The organism is Pseudorhodoferax aquiterrae (assembly GCF_014652235.1).
In the GTDB taxonomy this organism is placed as follows: domain Bacteria; phylum Pseudomonadota; class Gammaproteobacteria; order Burkholderiales; family Burkholderiaceae_C; genus Pseudorhodoferax; species Pseudorhodoferax aquiterrae.
In genome coordinates, this window is record NZ_BMYK01000003.1 from 93,290 (window position 1) to 112,165 (window position 18,876).

The 18,876-nt window shown below is 69.4% G+C and carries 20 protein-coding genes; 8 read left to right on the forward strand and 12 right to left on the reverse strand.

Annotation, left to right across the window (positions count from 1 at the left end; all coding sequences use genetic code 11):
- Positions 1–168: 168 nt before the first annotated feature.
- Both IE209_RS05720 and IE209_RS05725 read right to left on the reverse strand, forming a co-directional pair.
- Positions 169–1,002, reverse strand: a complete 834-nt coding sequence (locus IE209_RS05720; RefSeq protein ID WP_189686006.1) for a shikimate dehydrogenase family protein — start codon at positions 1,000–1,002, stop codon at positions 169–171.
- 46 nt (positions 1,003–1,048) lie between these two features.
- Complete coding sequence (locus IE209_RS05725; RefSeq protein ID WP_189686007.1) at positions 1,049–2,452, reverse strand: MFS transporter; 1,404 nt, start codon at positions 2,450–2,452, stop codon at positions 1,049–1,051.
- 168 nt (positions 2,453–2,620) lie between these two features.
- Between IE209_RS05725 and IE209_RS05730 the strand changes: the two genes are divergently transcribed.
- Complete coding sequence (locus tag IE209_RS05730; protein WP_189686008.1) at positions 2,621–3,406, forward strand: IclR family transcriptional regulator domain-containing protein; 786 nt, start codon at positions 2,621–2,623, stop codon at positions 3,404–3,406.
- Here the strand turns inward: IE209_RS05730 and IE209_RS05735 are convergent, their stop codons facing one another.
- Complete coding sequence (locus IE209_RS05735) at positions 3,407–3,709, reverse strand: hypothetical protein (RefSeq protein WP_189686009.1); 303 nt, start codon at positions 3,707–3,709, stop codon at positions 3,407–3,409.
- Between the two features lie 34 nt (positions 3,710–3,743).
- Between IE209_RS05735 and IE209_RS05740 the strand changes: the two genes are divergently transcribed.
- The 3 genes from IE209_RS05740 (at position 3,744) to IE209_RS05750 (ending at position 6,538) form a co-directional block, all read left to right on the forward strand.
- The gene (locus tag IE209_RS05740; RefSeq protein WP_189686010.1) at positions 3,744–4,043 is read left to right on the forward strand and encodes a DUF1161 domain-containing protein; all 300 of its coding nucleotides are present in this window, start codon (positions 3,744–3,746) and stop codon (positions 4,041–4,043) included.
- A 78-nt stretch (positions 4,044–4,121) separates the two neighbouring features.
- Entirely contained in the window at positions 4,122–5,750 is a 1,629-nt protein-coding gene (locus tag IE209_RS05745) for a peptide chain release factor 3 (RefSeq protein WP_189686011.1), read from the forward strand.
- Positions 5,747–6,538 carry an HAD-IIB family hydrolase gene (locus IE209_RS05750; protein ID WP_189686012.1) on the forward strand — a complete coding sequence of 264 codons (792 nt, stop codon included), beginning with the start codon at positions 5,747–5,749 and terminating at the stop codon, positions 6,536–6,538. The genes IE209_RS05745 and IE209_RS05750 overlap by 4 nt, the downstream gene beginning before the upstream one ends.
- Here IE209_RS05750 and IE209_RS05755 read toward each other — a convergent pair.
- The gene (locus IE209_RS05755; protein ID WP_189686013.1) at positions 6,535–7,419 is read right to left on the reverse strand and encodes a LysR family transcriptional regulator; all 885 of its coding nucleotides are present in this window, start codon (positions 7,417–7,419) and stop codon (positions 6,535–6,537) included. The two genes, IE209_RS05750 and IE209_RS05755, sit on opposite strands and share 4 nt — an antisense overlap.
- 99 nt (positions 7,420–7,518) lie before the next feature.
- Here IE209_RS05755 and IE209_RS05760 point away from each other — a divergent pair, with 99 nt between their 5' ends.
- Positions 7,519–8,436, forward strand: coding sequence for a dihydrodipicolinate synthase family protein (locus IE209_RS05760; RefSeq protein ID WP_189686014.1), 918 nt, complete (start codon positions 7,519–7,521; stop codon positions 8,434–8,436).
- A gap of 45 nt (positions 8,437–8,481) precedes the next feature.
- Positions 8,482–9,456 carry a Bug family tripartite tricarboxylate transporter substrate binding protein gene (locus tag IE209_RS05765; RefSeq protein ID WP_189686015.1) on the forward strand — a complete coding sequence of 325 codons (975 nt, stop codon included), beginning with the start codon at positions 8,482–8,484 and terminating at the stop codon, positions 9,454–9,456.
- Between the two features lie 3 nt (positions 9,457–9,459).
- Here the strand turns inward: IE209_RS05765 and IE209_RS05770 are convergent, their stop codons facing one another.
- The 8 genes from IE209_RS05770 to IE209_RS05805 form a co-directional block, all read right to left on the reverse strand.
- Positions 9,460–10,602 (reverse strand): mandelate racemase/muconate lactonizing enzyme family protein, encoded by a 1,143-nt coding sequence (locus tag IE209_RS05770; RefSeq protein WP_189686016.1) that lies wholly within the window; start codon positions 10,600–10,602, stop codon positions 9,460–9,462.
- Positions 10,603–10,627: 25 nt separating this feature from the next.
- Positions 10,628–11,584, reverse strand: coding sequence for an NAD(P)-dependent oxidoreductase (locus IE209_RS05775; protein ID WP_189686017.1), 957 nt, complete (start codon positions 11,582–11,584; stop codon positions 10,628–10,630).
- A complete protein-coding gene (locus tag IE209_RS05780) occupies positions 11,581–12,477 on the reverse strand; it encodes a fumarylacetoacetate hydrolase family protein (protein ID WP_189686018.1) in 897 nt (298 codons plus the stop codon). Before IE209_RS05780 ends, IE209_RS05775 begins: the two co-directional genes overlap by 4 nt.
- Positions 12,478–12,479: 2 nt before the next feature.
- A complete protein-coding gene (locus IE209_RS05785) occupies positions 12,480–13,622 on the reverse strand; it encodes a mandelate racemase/muconate lactonizing enzyme family protein (protein WP_189686019.1) in 1,143 nt (380 codons plus the stop codon).
- Between the two features lie 35 nt (positions 13,623–13,657).
- The gene (locus tag IE209_RS05790) at positions 13,658–14,635 is read right to left on the reverse strand and encodes a Bug family tripartite tricarboxylate transporter substrate binding protein (protein ID WP_189686020.1); all 978 of its coding nucleotides are present in this window, start codon (positions 14,633–14,635) and stop codon (positions 13,658–13,660) included.
- 101 nt (positions 14,636–14,736) lie between these two features.
- Positions 14,737–15,423: a GntR family transcriptional regulator gene (locus IE209_RS05795; RefSeq protein ID WP_189686021.1), complete on the reverse strand. Its 687-nt coding sequence runs from the start codon at positions 15,421–15,423 to the stop codon at positions 14,737–14,739.
- Entirely contained in the window at positions 15,420–15,788 is a 369-nt protein-coding gene (locus tag IE209_RS05800) for a hypothetical protein (RefSeq protein ID WP_189686022.1), read from the reverse strand. Before IE209_RS05800 ends, IE209_RS05795 begins: the two co-directional genes overlap by 4 nt.
- Before the next feature lie 31 nt (positions 15,789–15,819).
- A complete protein-coding gene (locus IE209_RS05805; RefSeq protein ID WP_189686023.1) occupies positions 15,820–16,800 on the reverse strand; it encodes a tripartite tricarboxylate transporter substrate binding protein in 981 nt (326 codons plus the stop codon).
- A gap of 145 nt (positions 16,801–16,945) precedes the next feature.
- Here IE209_RS05805 and IE209_RS05810 point away from each other — a divergent pair, with 145 nt between their 5' ends.
- Both IE209_RS05810 and IE209_RS05815 read left to right on the forward strand, forming a co-directional pair.
- Positions 16,946–17,845 (forward strand): SMP-30/gluconolactonase/LRE family protein, encoded by a 900-nt coding sequence (locus IE209_RS05810; protein ID WP_189686024.1) that lies wholly within the window; start codon positions 16,946–16,948, stop codon positions 17,843–17,845.
- A gap of 168 nt (positions 17,846–18,013) precedes the next feature.
- Positions 18,014–18,874 (forward strand): transporter substrate-binding domain-containing protein, encoded by an 861-nt coding sequence (locus IE209_RS05815; protein WP_229882732.1) that lies wholly within the window; start codon positions 18,014–18,016, stop codon positions 18,872–18,874.
- The last annotated feature ends 2 nt before the right edge of the window (positions 18,875–18,876 follow it).

Consider the following 18,876-nt stretch of genomic DNA (forward strand, 5'->3'; position numbering starts at 1 on the left):
GGAGAAGGCGCAGGCCGCCGCCCGGGCTGGTGCCCGGGCAAGGACTGCAACGCGCGCATGCGGCCTGGCACGCCCCGGCCCGCAGGGCGCAGCCCTGGGCGCGGCGATCAGGATGGAAGCAGGTGCTCAAGGGGCCTCGCGCGGTGCGAGCGGCTCGTTCACAGGTTCTCAGTACTGCAGTTTGGCCACCGCGCGCAGCGCCTCGGCCGTGGTGGTGCCGAAACCGAAGAACTCCAGGTAGGCCGGGATCTGCTCGAACAGCATGTCGGTGCCGACCTGCACGGCACAGCCCTTGTCCATGGCGGCGCGCAGCAGCGGTGTGTACTCGCTCTTCATCACGACCTCGCCGACGAAGGTGCTGGGCGCGATGCGGGCGATGTCGAAAGGCAGCGGGTCGCCCTCCTGCATGCCCAATGGCGTGGCGTTGACGACGATGTCGAAGCCGGCCGGGTCCTTGCTGCCGGTGCGCACCGTGAGGCTGGGGTAGTGCTGGCGCAGGCGCGCGGCCAGGGCCTCGGCCGATTCGGCGCGCGCATCGAACAGCGCCAGCTCGGCCGCGCCGGCCTGGGCAATGGACGCCGCGATGGCCGAGCCCACACCACCCGCGCCCGAGACCAGCACGCGCGCGCCTCTGAAGCTGCGGCCCTTGCGCTGCACACCGCGCACGAAGCCGGCGCCGTCGAACATGTCGCCCAGCAGGCTGCCGTCGGGCCGCTTGAGGATGGCGTTGCAGGCACCGGCGATGCGCGCCGTGGGCGTGGCCTCGTCCACGAGGTCCAGCGTCACGACCTTGTGTGGCATGGTGACCAGCGCGCCGCGCAGGTTGGTGAAGCGCATGATCTGGCGCAGCGAGACCGCGTAGTCCTCGGGCAGCACGCCCATGGGCATGACCACCGCATCGATGCCCTGCTGCTCGAACCAGGGGTTGTAGATCATCGGCGCCTTGAAGGTGGCCGTGGGGTAGCCCAGGTGGGCGATCAGCGTGGTCTTGCCGGAGATCATGGTGTGTGCGGTGCTTTCGGAGACGAAAGGGCCATTGTCGGGCGCATCAGCTGCCGGCGCGTGCCTGTGCCACGGCCGCGGCACGCAGGCGCTGGTACTCGGCCAGCGGCACGGGCTGTGCGTCGGGCTGGCCGAGGTCCTGCATGTGGATGCGGTAGGTCTCGCGGGCACTGGCGGCGGCCAGCGCGGCGATGACGGTGATGCCGAAGGCGATGGCACCCACCGTCAGCCAGATGTTCTGCGCGCCGGGCGGCGCCACCAGCGTGAACAGCGCCGGCAGCATGGCGGTGACGGCCGTGCCCACGTTCTGCGAGATGGCCATGGCCGAGACCCGAGTGCGTGTGGGGAACAGCTCGGGGTAGAAGCTCGGGAACACCGCGTTGTAGCCCTGGTAGACCACGCCCCACATCAAGAGCGACATGGCGATGGCCAGGGTGACGTTGTGGATGCTGATGGCGTACAGGTAGCCGAAAGCGAGCAGGCCGGCCGCGAGCGAGCCCACGATGATCGGCGGCTTGCGGCCGATCTTGTCGGACAGGTTGCCCACGAACGGAATCACCAGCACCGCGAGAATGTTGCCCATCACCGGGATCCAGAGGTACACGTCCTTGGCGAAGTTCACGCCGTAGGCCGGCTGCACCGCGTAGGCGGCGCCGAAGATCGTGGCCACGACCGGAATCACGTTCATGAGCGCCATCAGCACCACGCGCAGCATGTCGCGCCAGCTGTACTTGAAGGCGTCGACGATGGGCGAGCGCGCGCGCTGCTTCTGCTCCGTCTTGTCGGTGAAGGCGGGCGTCTCGTCGACCTCGCGGCGGATGATGTAGCCGGCCACGATCACGATGAAGGACAGCAGGAACGGGATGCGCCAGCCCCAGCTGTTGAACGATGCCTCGGGCATGTAGTGCGCCAGCGGCAGGAACACGGCGGCGGCCAAAATCTGGCCGGCCTGCACGCCCTGCAGCGTGAAGCTGGCGAAGAAGCCGCGGCGGCCGAACGGTGCGTGCTCCAGGATCATGGAACTGGCGCCCGAGATTTCGCCGGCCACGGCGAAGCCCTGGATCAGGCGGCAGACCACCAGCAGGAAGGGTGCCCACAGGCCGATCTGCTCGTAGGTGGGCAGCAGGCCGACGGCGATGGTCGAGAAACCCATCAGGAACATGCACCAGACCAGCACCTTCTTGCGGCCATGCGTGTCGCCGATGTGGCCCAACACGAAGGCGCCGATCGGGCGGGCCACATAGCCTACGCCGTAGGTGGCCAGCGAAGCGATGATGGCGATGCCGGGATCGCCCTTGGGGAAGAAGATCTGCGGAAAGATCAGCGCCGCGGCCGTGGCGTAGATGAAGAAGTCGTAGTACTCCAGCGCCGACCCGATCCAGCCGCTGGCGGCGGCCTTCTTGGACTGGTGCCGGCCCTGCGGCTCGTGCGCAGCGGTTGCGGTGCTCATGCTCAATGTCTCCTGGTGAAACAAGATGTCGTTCGACAATCGCACGGCAGGTGCGACGAGCTGGACTCTAAAGAGCACCTGCACCCGCCGAATAGACTTGGCGAGCCACGCCCGATCGATCATCGAACAAAATCGTGCGATTATCGAACACACCAAGGGTTTTCACCGATGAGCAACCCCACCGCCCCCATTCCGGCAGGCCTGCAGCGGCGCGACTGGATCGCCGGCCTGGACCGCGGCCTGAACCTGATCGAAGCCTTCGACGACGCCCACCCGCGCATGACGGCCAGCGAGATCGGCCAGCGCACCGGCATGACGCGCACCGCGGCGCGGCGCTACCTGCTCACGCTGCAGCACCTGGGCTATGTGGCCGGCGACGGCAAGCTGTTCTGGCTCACACCCCGCGTGCTGCGGCTCGGCCAGTCCTACCTGGAGTCGGCGCGGCTGCCGCGCGTGGTCCAGCCCTTCCTGCAGCGCGTGGCCATGGGAACGCACGAGACGGCCTACCTCGCGGTGCTGGATGGCGACGACGTGGTCTACATCGCCCGCAACGGCCCCAACCGCAGCATGAACACGGGCTACGTGCTGGGCGCGCGCGTGCCTGCGCAGTTGACGGCCTCGGGCACGCTGATGCTGGCCCTGCGCCCCGAGGACGAGGCCGAGCACTGGTTGCAAACGCACGAACTGCGCGTATTCACGCCGCACACCATCGCCAGCAAGGACCGGCTGCGGCTGGAGTTCGCACGCATCCGCGCCCAGGGCTGGTCGCTGTCGGAACAGCAGCTGGACCTGAACTCGCGCGGCATCGCCGTGCCGCTGCGCGACCGCAACGGCGAGGTGCTGGGCGCGCTCAACATCACCATGCCCATGGGCCACGAAAGCAGCGACGACGCCGTCGCGCGCGTGCTGCCCGTGCTGCGCGAGACCGCACAGGCCATGCGCAACCTGATCTGATCAGGGGCCGACCACGAGGCAGGCCAGCGGCTGGGCTTCGCCCACGGTCCACTGGAGGGCCTGGCCCCTGCCACGCAGCTGGTGGCCGGCGCCGGCGTACCAGAAGCCAGGCTGCTGCGCCAGCCGCGCCTCGCCGCCGCCCGGCAAGGCCAGCAGCGCATGGTCGCGCTCGAAGCGCACGCCCAGCCGCACGCCGCCCTCGCAGGTGTAGCCCACCAGAGGCGCGCGCACCGGCGTGCAGGCCGAGAACGCAGCCAGCAGGCAGGGCATGGCCGCACCGGACAGCTTGGAAACTTTCGTCACGCGGCGCATTCTTGCAGCTGCGACACTCCCCGCGATGAAACCCTTGCTGATCCCCCTGCTCTGCCTGCTGGTCGGCAGCGCCCAGGCCGCCGACAACTGCGAAGCCATCCGCAGCGGCATCGAGGCCCGCATCCGCGCGGGCGGCATCGCCAACCCGGTGGTGACGGTGGTGGACGCCGCGCAGAGCGCGCCGGGGCAGGTGGTCGGCAGCTGCGGCATGGGCAGCAAGAAGATCGTGTACGTGCAGGGCGATGCCGCGCCGCGCAGCCCCGCCCCCATCCTGACGGAATGCCGCGACGGGTCCATGCCCGTCGACGGCCGCTGCCCGCGCTGATCCGGGTTTGCCCGAAAATAGCGGTTTTTCCGGCCGCGCCCCTGCCGCGCCGCCCGCCCCCTCACCTGGAACCGCGCTTTGTCCTTCGCCTCCGAAACCCGGCGTCGCCGCACCTTCGCCATCATTTCCCACCCCGACGCGGGTAAAACGACGCTGACCGAGAAGCTGCTGCTGTTCTCCGGCGCCATCCAGATCGCCGGCTCGGTCAAGGCGCGCAAGGCCAGCCGCCACGCCACCTCGGACTGGATGGAGATCGAAAAGCAGCGCGGCATCTCAGTGGCCAGCTCGGTCATGCAGATGGCTTACCGCGACCATGTGGTCAACCTGCTCGATACGCCGGGCCACAAGGATTTCTCCGAGGACACCTACCGCGTGCTGACGGCCGTGGACTCGGCCCTGATGGTCATCGACGCCGCCAACGGCGTGGAAGCGCAGACGCGCCGGCTGATCGAGGTCTGCCGCCAGCGCGACACGCCCATCATCACCTTCGTCAACAAGATGGACCGCGAGGTGCGCGAGCCGCTGGACATCCTGGACGAAGTGGAGCGCGAACTCGGCATGCCCTGCGTGCCCATGACCTGGCCCGTGGGCCAGGGCAAGAGCTTCGGCGGCATCGTGAACCTGCGCACGCAGGCCATGACGGTGTTCGAGTCCGGCAGCGAGCGGCGGCCGCAGGACTTCGAGACCATGCCGCTCGCGGACCGCGCCGCGCTGCAGGCCCGCTTCGGCCACGAGTTCGACACCGCCATGGAGAGCATGGAGCTGGCCACGGGCGCCTCCCCGGCCTGGGACCATGCCGCCTTCCTGGCCGGCAAGCAGACCCCCGTGTTCTTCGGTTCCGGCGTCAACAACTTCGGCGTGATGGAAGTGCTGGACGCGCTGGTCGACCTGGCCCCGCCGCCGCAAAAGCGCATCAGCACCGTGCTGGTCAACCGCCAGCCCGTCACCAAGGAGATCTTGCCCGAGGACAAGGACTTCGCCGGCGTGGTGTTCAAGGTGCAGGCCAACATGGACGCCAACCACCGCGACCGCATCGCCTTCGTGCGCATGGCCTCGGGCAAGTACCAGCCGGGCATGAAGCTCAAGGTGCAGCGCACGTCCAAGGAACTGCGGCCCACGTCCGTCGTGACCTTCATGAGCCAGCGCCGCGAGGCCGTGGACGAGGCCTATGCGGGCGACATCATCGGCTTCACCACGCACGGCGGCGTGCAGCTGGGCGACACCATCACCGACGGCGCCAACCTGCAGTTCACGGGTCTGCCTTTCTTCGCGCCCGAGATGTTCATGACCGTGATCCTCAAGAACCCCCTGCGCACCAAGCAGCTGCAGCAGGGCCTGGCGCAGCTCGGCGAGGAAGGCGCGATCCAGGTCTTCAAGCCCGAGGCCGGCGGCCCCATGCTGCTGGGCGCGGTGGGCCAGCTGCAGTTCGAGGTGGTGCAGCACCGCCTGAAGACCGAGTACGACGCCGATATCCGGCTGGAAGGCTGCCAATACACGGGTGCGCGCTGGATCACGGCCGACACGCCGGCCGAGCTGCGCCAGTTCGTCGACGCCTACCCTGCGCGCATGGCGCGCGACGCGGCCGACACGCTGGCCTACCTGTGCACCTCGCCCTATGACGTGCGGCTGGCGCAGGAACGCTTTCCGAAGATCCACTTCCACCCGCTGCGCGAGCATGCGGGGTTGGCGCTGCAGAACGCGGGATGAAACCGCTGGCGGCCTGGCCGGCAGCCGCTTCCCAAGCGCTGCGCGGCATCTTCACCGACATCGACGACACGCTCACGACCGAAGGCGCGATCACCGCGGACGCGCTGCAGGCCCTGGCCGAGCTGCGTACCGCGGGCCTGGCGGTGGTGGCGGTCACGGGCCGTTCGGTCGGCTGGAGCCTGCCGTTCGCGGGCGCGTGGCCCGTCGATGCCATCGTGGCCGAGAACGGCGCCGTGGCGCTGCTGCGCCGGCCCGATGGCAGCGTGGAGAAGCGCTACCTGCAGGACGCCGCCACGCGTTCCGCGAACTTCACGCGCATGCAGCAGGTGCTGGCCCAGGTCGAGCAGCACATCCCGGGGGCGCAACGGGCCGGTGACTCCGCCGGCCGCGAGACCGACATCGCGATCGACCACAGCGAGTTCGTGCAACTGGACCAGGCCCGCATCGACGCCGTGGTGCAGACCATGCGCGGTGCCGGCCTGCACGCCACGGTCTCCTCCATCCATGTGAACGGCTGGTTCGGTGACCACGACAAGCTCGAAGGCGCGCGCTGGATCCTGCGCGAGCTCTGGCAGCGCGACCTGGATGCCGAGATCGACCGCTGGGCCTATGTGGGCGACTCCACCAACGACGCGCGCATGTTCCAGGCCTTTGAGAACAGCGTGGGCGTGGCCAACATCGCGCGCTTCGTGCCGCAGCTGGCGCACCTGCCGCGCTATGTGGCACAGGGCGAACGCGGCGCGGGCTTCGCCGAGTTCGCGCGGCTGGTGCTGGCCCAGCGCGCCTAGAAACTGCTCTGCAGCACCCCGCGCACGGTGTCGGCCACCACGTGCCGGCTCTGTGCGCGCCAGGCCAGGTGCAGTTCGGCATGCAGGCCGGCCGGGTCGCGCAAGGGCCGGAACGCGACCTGCGCATAGCCCAGGCGCTGCGCCGAGGCCGGCACCAGCGCCACGCCCCAACCCGCATCGACCATGGCCAGGATGGAGTGCGTGTGGCTCAGCGTCAACACCGTCTCGGGTGCCACATCCTCGGCGCGCAGCCGGCCCGCGATGAGCTCGTAGATGTAACGCGTCTCCGACGGGCAGTAGGCAATGAAGGGCTGGCCCTGCAGCTCCGCCAGCGCCATAGCATCGCCATCGGCCAGCGCATGTCCCACGGGCGCGGCCAGCAGCAGCGGCTCGCGCAACAGCATGCTGGAGGCCGCGAAGCTGCGCGGCGCGAACGGCCGCACGATGCCCAGATCGATGCGGCCTGCGGCCAGGGCGTCGAGCTGGTCCACGGTCTGCAGCTCGCGCGGCACCACTTCCACGTCGGGCAGCGCCGTGCGGACCGCGCCCAGCACTTGCGGCAGCAGGGCGAAGCTGGCCGCCGCGATGAACCCCAGCGTGACCGTGCCCGCGTCAGCCCGCATGGCACGGCGCGCGGCCTGCATGGCGGCCTGGCTGCGGCGCAGGATGTCCTCGGCCTCGCGCAGGAAGCTGGCACCGGCCGGCGTCAGGCGCACCGTGCCGCCGGCGCGTTCGAGCAGCTGCACGCCGAGCTCGTGCTCGAGCAACTGGATCTGGCGCGTGAGCGGCGGCTGCGTCATGTGCAGCAGTGCGGCGGCACGGCCGAAGTGCAGTTCGGAGGCGACGGCGACGAAGCAGCGCAGTTGCGAAAGCTGGAACACGATTCAGAACTTGGATGGCGGGATCGCCGATTTGGATTGGACCGCTGGCGGCTTGTTTTCTAGAGTAGCACCCGCTGCAACACCCCCTCCTCTACATCCATGGCTTCTTTTCAAGGTCCCGCACTGCGCCAGGCGCTGAACGGCATTTCCGGCATCCTGGTCACACCCTTCGACGCGCAGGACCGCGTGGTCGCCGCCCCGCTGAAGCCCGTGGTCGACCGTGCCGTGCAGGCCGGCGTCCAGGTGCTGGTGGCCAACGGCAACACCAGCGAGTTCTACGGCCTGCAACCGGCCGAGGCCGAGCGTGCCGTGGCCATCGCGGCCGACTGCGTGGCCGGCCGCGTGCCGCTGTTGGCCGGCGTGGGCCGCAGCGTGGGCGAGGCCTGTGCGCTGGCCCGCGTTTCGCGCGCAGCCGGCGCCGACGCGCTCATGGTGCACCAGCCGCCGGACCCCTTCGTCGCGCCGCGCGGCGTGCTGGCCTACGTGCAGCGCATCGCCGAGGCCGGCGGCGGCCTGCCGCTGGTGCTGTACCTGCGCAACGAGAACATCGGCCTGGACGCGATCGAGGCGCTGTGCCGCATTCCCGAGGTCGTGGGCATCAAGTGGGCCTCGCCCACGCCACTGGTGCTGGCCGCCGCCATGCGCCGCACGGCCGACCGGCAGCTGGCCTGGGTCGGCGGCCTGGCCGAGGTCTGGGCACCGCCGTTCTACGCGGTCGGCGCGCGCGGCTTCACCTCGGGCCTCATCAACGTGCTGCCCGAGCGCTCGGTCGCGATCTACAACGCGCTGGAAGCCGCCGACCAGCCGCTGGCCATGCGCCTGATCGAAGAGATGCTGCCCTTCGAGGAACTGCGCGCGCAGGAAAACAACGGCACCAACGTGACCGTGGTGAAGAGCGCGCTGCAACTCATGGGCAACGACTGCGGTGCCACGCGCCCGCCCTCGGCCTGGCCGCTGAACGACCAGCAGCAACAAGGGCTGCGTGCGCTGCTGGACGGCTGGAAGCTCTTGCGCTGAGACGCACGCCCCCTTTTTCCCCTTTCCATTTCGAGGAGACATCCCATGCGCACACGTCGCGCGCTGATCGCGCTCGCCTGCACGGCAGCCATGGCCCCGCTGGCCTCTGCCCAATCCACGGTCCAGCCGGCCTTCCCCGCCAAGCCCATCACCATCGTCATCGGCTCCACACCGGGCAGCGCGACCGATGGCCTGACCCGCGCCGTGGGCGCCGAGATCACGCGCCTCAGCGGGCAGCCCGTGATCGTCGAGAGCCGGGCCGGAGCCTTCGGCAGCATTGCCGCGCAGTACGTGGCCAAGGCGCAGCCGGACGGCTACACGCTGTTCATGACGACCAACACCACGCAGTCGGCCAACCCGCACCTGCTCAAGAAGATCGCCTACGACCCGATCAAGGACTTCGCGCCCGTCTCGCTGCTGGCGCGCGGCTACCTCGCGCTGGTGGTGAACCCGCAGATCAAGGCGAACAACGTGTCCGAACTCGTGGCGCTGGCCAAATCCCAGCCCGGCAAGCTCAACTACGGCTCGGGCAGTTCCTCGGCCCAGGTGGCGACCGAGCTGTTCCAGCAGGCCACGGGCACCAAGTTCAACTACGTTCCCTACAAGGCCAACCCGCCGGCCGTGCTGGACCTCGTGGGCGGGCAGATCGATCTCATGATCGTGGACCTCACGACCAGCCTGCCCCAGGTGAAGGCCGGCAAGCTGCGTGCGCTGGGCATGAGCAGTCCGAAGCGCTCGCCGCTGGCACCCGAGGTGCCGGCCATCAACGAATCGCTGCCTGGCTACGAGTTCGGCTACTGGAACGCGCTGTACGCGCCGGCCGGCACGCCCGCGCCCGTGGTGCAGCGGCTCGCCGCACTGGTGCGCGAGGCGCTCGCGGCGCCCAGCGTGCAGCAGGTCATCGAGAAGACGGGGCAGGAGGCGGCCTTCATCGGGCCGCAGGAGCTCGCGAAGTTCCAGCTCGGCGAGCTCGAGCGCTGGGGCCAGATCATCCGGGCGGCGGGAATCGAGCCCGAATAAGGCTCAGACGTAGCAGGGCCCTTCGATCAGGGGGTGGTCGCGGATGAAGTCCAGGTCGATCTTCAGGCCGATGCCCACGCCCTCGTGGGGCCGCACGCAGCCCTCCGCATCCAGCGCGTATGGTGCCTTGTCGGTCAGCGCATCGCGGAACGGGTTCAGCGCCGTCACATCGCCCTCGAAATAGCCGGGGTTGTCCACGCCGCACAGGTAGTGGATGGTGGTCGCCATGTTGATCGCGGTGGCCGAGGTGTGCGGGTTCACGCTGAGCTTGAGCGCGCTGGCCATGGCCGCGATGCGCATGGCTTCGGTCACGCCGCCGGTCTTGGACAGGTCGGGTTGGGCAAAGCCGACGTGGCCATCCTCGAACAAGGTCTGGAACTCGTAGCGCGTGTAGTGGTTCTCTCCCGCCGCCAGCGGCACGCGACCCAGCCGGGCCGCGGCCGCGTAGGCCCGTCGGTCCTGTGGCGGAAAGGGCTCCTCGAGCCAGCCCACCGCGCATTCCTCGTAGGCCGGCATCACGCGGCGCACGTCGTCCAGCGAGTAGGCGGTGTTGGCGTCCACGAGGATGTCGATGGCCTCGCCCACGGCGCGGCGCACGGCGCGCACGCGTGCGATGTCGCGCACCGGCGTGTCGCCCACGCGCAGCTTGAGCGCGCGGTAACCGGCACCCACGTGCTGCAGCGCCTCCTCGGCCAGCAGTTCAGGGTCCTGCCAGCCCAGCGCGATGCCGCCGGCATAGGCCTTGATCGGCTTGGCCGCCCCGCCCAGCAGCCGGTACAACGGCCAGCCCGTGGCCTGGCTGCGCAGGTCCCACAGTGCGATGTCCAGTCCGCTCAGGGCCAGGGCGGCAGCCGCGCCCATGCCGTGGCTGGCCAGCTGCATCTTGTAGACGCGCGCCCAGACGCCATGCACGTCGGCCGCGTCGAAGCCCAGCACCAACTCACGCAGGGTGGTGTCGACGAGCCGCGCGATGGCGCCGGGGCAGCGCCCATGGTGCGCCTCGCCCCAGCCGACGTGGCCGTCGTCGGTTTCCACGCGGACCAGCACGGCATCGCGCTTGACGCTGCGCCCGATGCCCAGCGTGACGGACTTGTCGGCGGGGACGGGAAAGGAGATCGGAACGGCACGGAGATCGGCGATGCGCATGGTGGTGGTCTCTCGGGAAAGGAGGTCAGCGGAAGACTTCGGGGTTCACGACGTTGGACGGGCGCTCGCCGCGCAGCAGCGCGAGCACCGTGTCCACCGCACCGCGGCTCATGCCGTGCATGCTGGTGGCGGTGATGCCGGCCACGTGTGGCGTGAGCAGCAGCCGCGGGCAGTGCAGCACCGGGTCGTCGGCCTGCAGGGGCTGGCGGTCGTGGACGTCCAGAGCGGCGCCGGCCAGCCGGCCTTCGCGCAGGGCCGCCAGCAGCGCGGGCGTGTCGACAACGGGGCCGCGTGCGACATTGACGAGGATGGCGCCTGGCTTCATGCGGGCCAGCGTGGCGGCGTCGACCAGGCCGCGGGTGGCGTCGTTGAGCGGGCAGCACAACACGACCACATCGGCCTGCGCGAACAGTTGCGCCTTGTCGGCCGCTTGCACCCCGGGCGGCAGACCCTGCGGCCGCGGCGTGAGGCCCAGCACCCGCATGCCCAGGCCTTGCACCACCGCCGCCAGACGCGTGCCGATGCCGCCCACGCCCACGATGCCGCAGATCGACTGTCCCAGCTCGAGGCCGGTGTCGGCCAGGGGACGTGCGGCCGCCCAGCCTTCGCTGCGCAGGCGCGCGTCGAGCGTCGCCAGGCCGCGGCGCAGATGCAGCATGGCCGCCAGACAGTATTCGACGACCGCGGTGGCATTCGAACCGGGCAGATTGGCCACCGGGATGCCGCGCGCCGTGGCGGCAGCGACGGGGATCATGTCCAGGCCCACGCCATGGCGCACCACGGCACGCAGGCGCGGCGCATGGTCGAACAGATCGGCCGGCAGCTGGGTTCGCACGACCAGGGCGTCGGCATCGGCGACCAGACGCCGCAGCGTGTCGGCAGCGCCATCCGGCGCGGTGACCACTTCGCAGGCGGTCTGCAGCACCGGAAGCAACGCCGGGTGGATCGGGTTGGTGAGGAGGACGCGGGGCAAAGCGGTCATCGGCTTTCCAGGAAAGGTGGCCCCGCCATCACGGGGTTGGACAGTTCGCCCAGACCCGCCAGCGCCACGGTCACGGTCTGCCCCGGGCGCAGCCAGGCGGCGGGCGTGTGGGTGGCTGCTACGCCCGCCGGCGTGCCGGTGGCGATGACGTCGCCCGGGTCCAGCGGCATGCGGTCGGAGATGAACGCGATCAGCGCCGCGATGCCATGCAGCATGGTGGCGGTGGAGCCGTCCTGCAGCCGGCGGCCATCGATGTCGAGCCGGATGCCGACGCGGTAGGGATCCGGCACCTCGTCGGGCGTGAGCAGCCACGGCCCCAGCGGCGCCGAGGCGGGCAGGTTCTTGCCGCGGACGAAGTTGCCGCCATCGGCCTTGACCAGCGCACTGCCGCTCACGTCGTTGTGCAGGGTGTAGGCGGCCACATGCGCCATGGCGTGCGCACGCGGGACACGCAGCGCCCGGCGGCCGATCACCACGGCCAGTTCAGCCTCGTAGCCCACATCGCCGACATCGGGCGGTACCAGGACGGGCGCGCCGGGGCCGACCACGGTGGCCCCCGACCGCACGAAGGTGACTGGCTCGGGCGGCGCTGGCATGTTGCGCTCGGCCAGGGCGTCGCTGAAGTTGAAGGCCGCGCCGATGATCTTGCCGGGGCGCAGCGGCGCCAGCAGCTTCAGGCCCTCCAGCGGGCGCAGCACGGCCGCGCCGAAGCGTGCCCCGCGCAGACGGTCGGTCCACTCGCCCAAGCCCTGCTCGACCATGGCCAGCAGGCTCGGCGGGCTGTCGCCCATCCAGGCCCGGCAGTCCGGATGCGACAGGTCGGCCACGTCCGTTCCGACGACCACGCCCGGCGTGGCTCGGCCTTGCGGGCCGGCGAAGCTCACGAAACGCATGCTCAGCCCACGCGATAGCGGTCCAGCACCTGGCGGTCGACTTCGATGCCGAGCCCCGCGCCGGTGGGAATCTGCACCTTGCCGCGGCGCTGCACGATGGGTTCGCGCGACAGATGGTCGCGGAACGGGTTCTCGCACTGCTCGAACTCGAGCAGGGGCGGCATGGGCCGAAAGCTCGGCGGCTGGTCCGGCAGCGCCGCGATGAAGTGCAACGTGGCCGCGAGACCGATGGCCGAACCCCAGGCGTGCGGCACGCACTCCACGCCGTGCGCGCTGGCCAGTGTCGCGATCTTGCGGCATTCGCTGATGCCGCCGGCCGCACAGACGTCGGGTTGCACGATGTCCATGGCCTTGCGCACCACGAGGTCGCGGAAGCCCCAGCGCGTGAACTCGTTCTCGCCGCCGGCCACGGCCATGTCCAGTGCGCGTGTGACCTCGACATAGCCGTCGATGTCTTCCGGAGAGATCGGTTCCTCGAACCACTCCACGCCGAGCTTCTCCAACTCGCGGCCCAGGCGGATCGCCTGCGGTACGGTGAAGCAGTGGTTGGCATCGACCATCAGGCGCGTCTTGTCGCCGATGGCCTGGCGCACCGCGGCCACGCGGGCGATGTCCAGCTTGGGATCGCCCAGGCCGATCTTCATCTTCACAGCGGTGAAGCCCTCCTCGACATAGCCTTGCGCCTCTTCGATCGCCTCTTCGACGAGGCGGTCCATGTCGATGAAGTACATGCCGGTGGCGTAGCAATCGACCTCGCTGCGGTAGGCGCCGCCGATCAGCTTGTGGATGGGCTTGTTGCAGCTCTTGCCGATGATGTCCCACAGGGCGATGTCGATGCCGCTCATGGCCGAGGTGACCATGCCGCGCCCGCCGTAGTCCTTCACGCGGTTGTACAGATCCTCCCAGATGACCTCGACGTCGAAGGCATCGCGGCCGACCACACGCGGCGCGAACTGGGTCTCGATGTAGGCCTTGGAGACGGCCGACGGGCCATAGCATTCGCCCCAGCCGACGATGCCGTCCGCGGTCTCGATCTCGACGATGCACGACCCGCGGTTCTTGTACAGCCAGCCGCGCGAGGAAGTGAAGGGCTTCTCCACGGGTGCGGAAACGACGTGGCAGCTGACTTTTTGGATGAGGCTCATGGTGGTGGCTGGTTCGATGGGAGGGGAGGCTTCGCTTACTTCTTGTCGGCCACGAAGATCTTGGGTCCGACCTCGGCCAGCGACTTCTGCACGTTGTTGATCTCGCGGCCGAGCGCTGCGCCCGTCAGGTCGTCGACGACGGCACCGGCCTGCTCGGTCGGGGCCCTGAACTTGGCACTCTGGATCGCCTTCGAGAAGATCTCGGTCAGCTTCGAGCGCACCGGCTCGGGCACGCCGACCGGGGCCACGATGTAGGCCATCTGCACCAAGGGGCCGTGCGGGAAGACGTCGAAGCCACGCTCCTTGAACGTGGGCACATCGGGCAAGGTCTTCAGACGTTCGGTCGCGAACACGGCGAGCGGTTTGACCAGACCTGCATCCATCATGGCCTTGCTCTCCGAGGGCTTGAGCACGGCCGCCTCCAGCTGCTTGCCGGCCAGGTCGGCCACCACCTTGGAGCCGCCCGTGTACGGCACGTTGATGATCTCGACGCCGGCCACGCGGCCGGCCATGACCGAGAAGATGTGGTTGAGGTTGTTGGTGCCCGGCGTTCCGATGGACACCTTGCCCGGGTTCCTGCGGAGATGGTCGACGAAGGCTTCGAGGTTGGCGGGCCCGGACGAGGGCACCAGCAGCACCAGGGGATCGATGGTGACGCGGGCGATCGGCGCGAATTGCTCGTTGCGCAACGGCGTGAGGTTCTGCGCGATCAGCGACAGCGTGGAACTCGTGCCCATGCCGATGGTGTAGCCATCGGGCGCCGCATTGGCCACGCGCGTCATGCCGATGGAGCCGGTGGCGCCGGGCACGTTCTCCACGATGACCTGCACACCCTGCTCGGCGGCCAGCTGGGCCAGTAGGCGCGCGGCAATGTCGTTGGAGCCGCCGGCGTTCCAGGGCACGACGAAGCGGATCTCCCTGGCGGGAAATTCTGCGGCGGGTGCCGGCGACGCCAGGGCGGTCGCGGCAAGCCCCAGCAGGGCGAGGAAGGCACGGTGCAGGCGGTTGCGCATGGGTGGTCTCCGATGTTCTTGGTCAATGTTATAACAAACAACAAAAGCAGCGCAAGCGCCGTCCCGCCAGGGCGGCGCGAGCGCGCCATGCCCTCAGGGTCTCAACGGGGGTGCTTGTCGAGCAGCGCGCAAATGTCGGCGCGTGCGCTCTCGATGTCGTCGCGGATCGCCTCGGCCGCGGCGTCGCCATCGCCACGGCGCAAGGCGTCCAGAGCCGCCTCGTGGAAGGGGTAGCGCTTCAGGCTGGGGATGTATTCGGGCAGGGCCAGCGTGAGCGTGGGGGCGCAGCGCAGCCAGGCGCTCTCGATCACGTCCTGCACGATGGGCATGCGGCACAGCGCGTAGATGCCGAAGTGGAACCGGTAGTGCGCGTCGAGGTATTGTGCCGTGCGCCGCTCCTTGACGGAGCGCTTCATCTCGGCCAGCGAGGCCTCGATGCCCGCCAATGCCTCGGGTGTCGCATGCAGGGTCGCGGCCCGCGCGGCCACGGGCTCCAGACCGGCACGTACGGTCATGAGCTGGTCGAACTGGTCCGCGTCGAGCAAGGGCACGACAGCACCCCCGCCCTGGCCGACCCCGCCGCGGTCCAGCACCTTTTCGGCGACGAGACGGTTCACCGCGTCGCGCACGGGTGTCAGGCTCACACCGAGTTCGTCCGCCACATCCCGCAGCACCACGCGCTCGCCTGGGGCGTAACGGCCGGACAGCAGCGCAGCTTCCAGGGCCGCGTAGACACGGTCCCACAGGGCGCCCCGGGCGATCGATGGAAGTCGTGGCGTGTCGGTCATGGAGGAGGTTTGCGGGCGATGGTATCCGCTGCCGCACCGGCTTCCTGCACCTGGAAGCGCGCATCGCAGCCGATGCCCGCCGCGATCCAGCGCCGTGCCAGCGGCGCCAGCCAGCGCACGCCCAGCACCTCGGCCGGCTCGCTCAGCGCACCGCACAGGTAGCGCCCCTGGGCCTCGTCCCACCGCAGGGCGACGCAAGCGCCCTGCCGGCGCCGTGACAGCAGCATGCCCAGCGGACAGGGCTCCAGCAGGCAGCACATGCCGCAGCCGTTGCAGGGCGCACCATGTGCAGGCTTGGCCGGCGCGTACGGATGCACGTGCACGACCTGCCAGTCGGCTTGCTCGGAGGGTCCGGATCGGCGCATGACGCGATGATGCCGCGTCAGGCCACGGCGTTCACTGCGGCTTGGCCAGCCCCAGCTTCTCGATGATGGCCTTCTCGCGCGCCACCGTGTCCTGCGCGAACTTGGTGTAGTCCGCCGTGCTCTTGTAGTCGGGCAGCATGTCGTACTTGGCGAGCGTGGCCACGTAGCTGGGCTCTTCCATCGCCTTCTTGAAGGCGTCGTGCAGGCGCTTGACGACCTCGGGCGGCGTGCCGCGCGGCGCGCCGATGCCGAAGGGCGAGTTCTGCACGATGTCGTAGCCCAGTTCCTTGAGCGTGGGCGCATCGGGGAACTTGGGCAGGCGCTTTTCGCCCCAGGTGTTGAGCACGCGCAGCTTGCCGGCCTCGACCTGTGGCGCGAAGCCGGTGGAGTCCACGGCGGCCATCAGCTGGCCGCTGACCACGGCCAGCATCAGGTCCGCGCTGCCCTTGTAGGGCACGTGCTGCAGCTCGATGCCGGCCTGCTGGGCGATGATCTCGGTCGTCAGGTGCGGGCTGGTCAGCGTGCCGGTGGAGCCATAGGTCAGCTTGCCCGGGTTGGCCTTGGCGTAGGCGACGAAGTCGGCCCAGGTCTTGAACGGACTGTTGGTCGGCACCACGACACCGAAGGCATAGCCCGTGACGTTGATCACGTAGCTGATGTCCTTGATCGGGTCCCAGTTGATCTTGGTGGTGTAGCCCAGACGGAACACGCCCAGCGGGATCTGGGCGATGGTGTAGCCATCGGGCTGGGCGGTCTGCAGCGCCTGCGCGGGCAGCGTGCCGCCGGCACCGGGCTTGTTCTCGATGATGACGGGGTGGCCCAGCACCTTGGCCGCGTTGTCGGCCAGCGAGCGCATGGTGATGTCGGTGGGGCCACCGGCGGGGAAGGCGATGACGAGCTTGATCGGCTTGTCGGGGAAGTTCTTCCAGGCCTGGGCCTGGGCGGTGACGGGGGCCACGAGCGTGGTCAGCGAAGCGAGCGCGGCAGCGCCCAGCAAGGAACGGCGGAACATGGAGCGGTCTCTCATCGTGGCGGGTGCAAAGCGGGCCATTCAACACCACATGGCAGCGGCCCGCATCGGTGATGTCCCTGGGCGCGCGCTGCCTATGATGCGGCGGCCCGCGGCGACGTCCGACCGCGCAAGAACAGGAGACCCGATGGCAGAACCGCGCTTTTCCGAACTGGTGACCGGCTACAGCTTCCTCGAGGGCCCGCGCTGGCACGATGGCCGGCTCTGGCTGTCGGACTTCTACACACAGCGCATCGTCGCGGTCGGTCTGGACGGCCAGGCCGAGACCATCGCCACGGTGCCGCAGCAGCCCTCCGGCCTGGGCTGGTTGCCGGATGGGCGGCTGCTGGTGGTCTCCATGCGCGACCGCCGCGTGCTGCGGCGCGAGACCGACGGCCGGCTCGTGCCGCATGCCGACCTGTCGGGCGTCGCCGGCGGCCATGCCAACGACATGGTGGTCGACGGCCAGGGGCGCGCTTACGTGGGCAACTTCGGCTTCGACCTCATGGGCGGCGGCGCACCGGCGCTGGCCCGGCTCGCGCGCGTGGACCCGGACGGCACGGTGTCGGTGGCGGCCGAGGGGCTGTACTTCCCCAATGGGTCCATGCTCACGCCCGATGGCCGCACACTGATCGTCTGCGAGACCATGGGCAACCGCATCTCGGCCTTCGACATGCAGGCCGACGGTGGCCTGGGCCCACGGCGCGACTGGGCGGCGTGGGGACCGCAGCCGCCGATGACCGATGTCCCGACCGTGCTGGGCAGCCTGACGGCAGCACCTGATGGGGCTGTGCTGGACGCCGAGGGTGCGGTCTGGTTCGCCGATGCCGTGGGCCACCGCGCCGTGCGCATGGCTCCGGGTGGCGAGATCCTGCAGTCGATCCCGACTGGCAACATGGGCTGCTTCGCGCTGACGCTGGGTGGGCCGGACCGGCGCACCCTGTTCCTGTGCGTGGCCCCCGATTTCCACGAAGCCGCGCGCCAGGCCGCGCGCGAGGCGGCGGTATGGGCGACGCAGGTGGACGTTCCCGGCGCCGGGAGGCCCTGAGGCGCGACATCGGCGTGCATGGGGGTGCAGCGCGCATCCGCGTTTTCGCCGTGGACGGTATGCAGGCTCGCTGCTAGGGTTCGATGGCAGCCTGACTGCATGCACCCCTCATCTCCATTCCACGCCGTGCACCCATTCCACCGCACCGCGGCCTCCCTCGTCCTCGCCATCTTCGCCTGCGCGGCCAACGCCCAGAGCACACCTGCACCCAGCACCTTCGACAAGATCAAGGCCACCGGCGCCGTGGTGCTGGGTGTGCGCGAAGCCTCCGCGCCCATGGCCTACGCGCTCGGCGCCCAGGACAAGTTCGTCGGCTACCACGTGGAGCTGTGCGAGCACGTCCTCAAGGAGATCGCCCCGGGCGCCCGCTTTGACTACAAGGTCCTGACCGCGCAGAACACCATGTCGCTGGTGCAGAACGGCACCGTGGACATCGGCTGCGGCCCGACCACCAACAACCTCACGCGCCAGCAGCAGGTGGCGTTCGCGCTGACGAGTTATGTGAGCCAGGTGCGCATGGCGGTGCGCGCCGATTCGGGCATCACCTCGTTCGAACAACTCGCCGGACGCAACGTGGCCGCGTCCACCGGTACGACGGCCGTGCAGCTGCTGCGCAACTACGCCAAGATGAAGAACATCGAGATCCCGACCGTGCTCGGCAAGGACCATTTCGACAGCTTCCTGATGCTGGAGTCCGGCCGGGCCGACGCCTTCGTGCTCGACGACAACCTGCTGGCCGGCCTGATCGCCAATGGCCGCAACCCCACGGGCTATCGCATCGTCGGCGAGGCCCTGGCGTCCGAGCCCATCGCGCTGCTGTTCCGCAAGGACGACCCGGCGTTCAAGAAGGCCGTGGACGATTCGCTGCGCAGGTTCATGCTCTCGGGCGAGGCGGCCAGGCTCTACGCCAAGTGGTTCATGTCGCCGATCCCGCCCAAGAACGCCAACCTGAACCTGCCCATGAGCGAGACGCTGCAGCAGCTCTTCCGCGAGCCCAACGACAAGCCGCTGGAGTCCTACGCCAAGTAGGC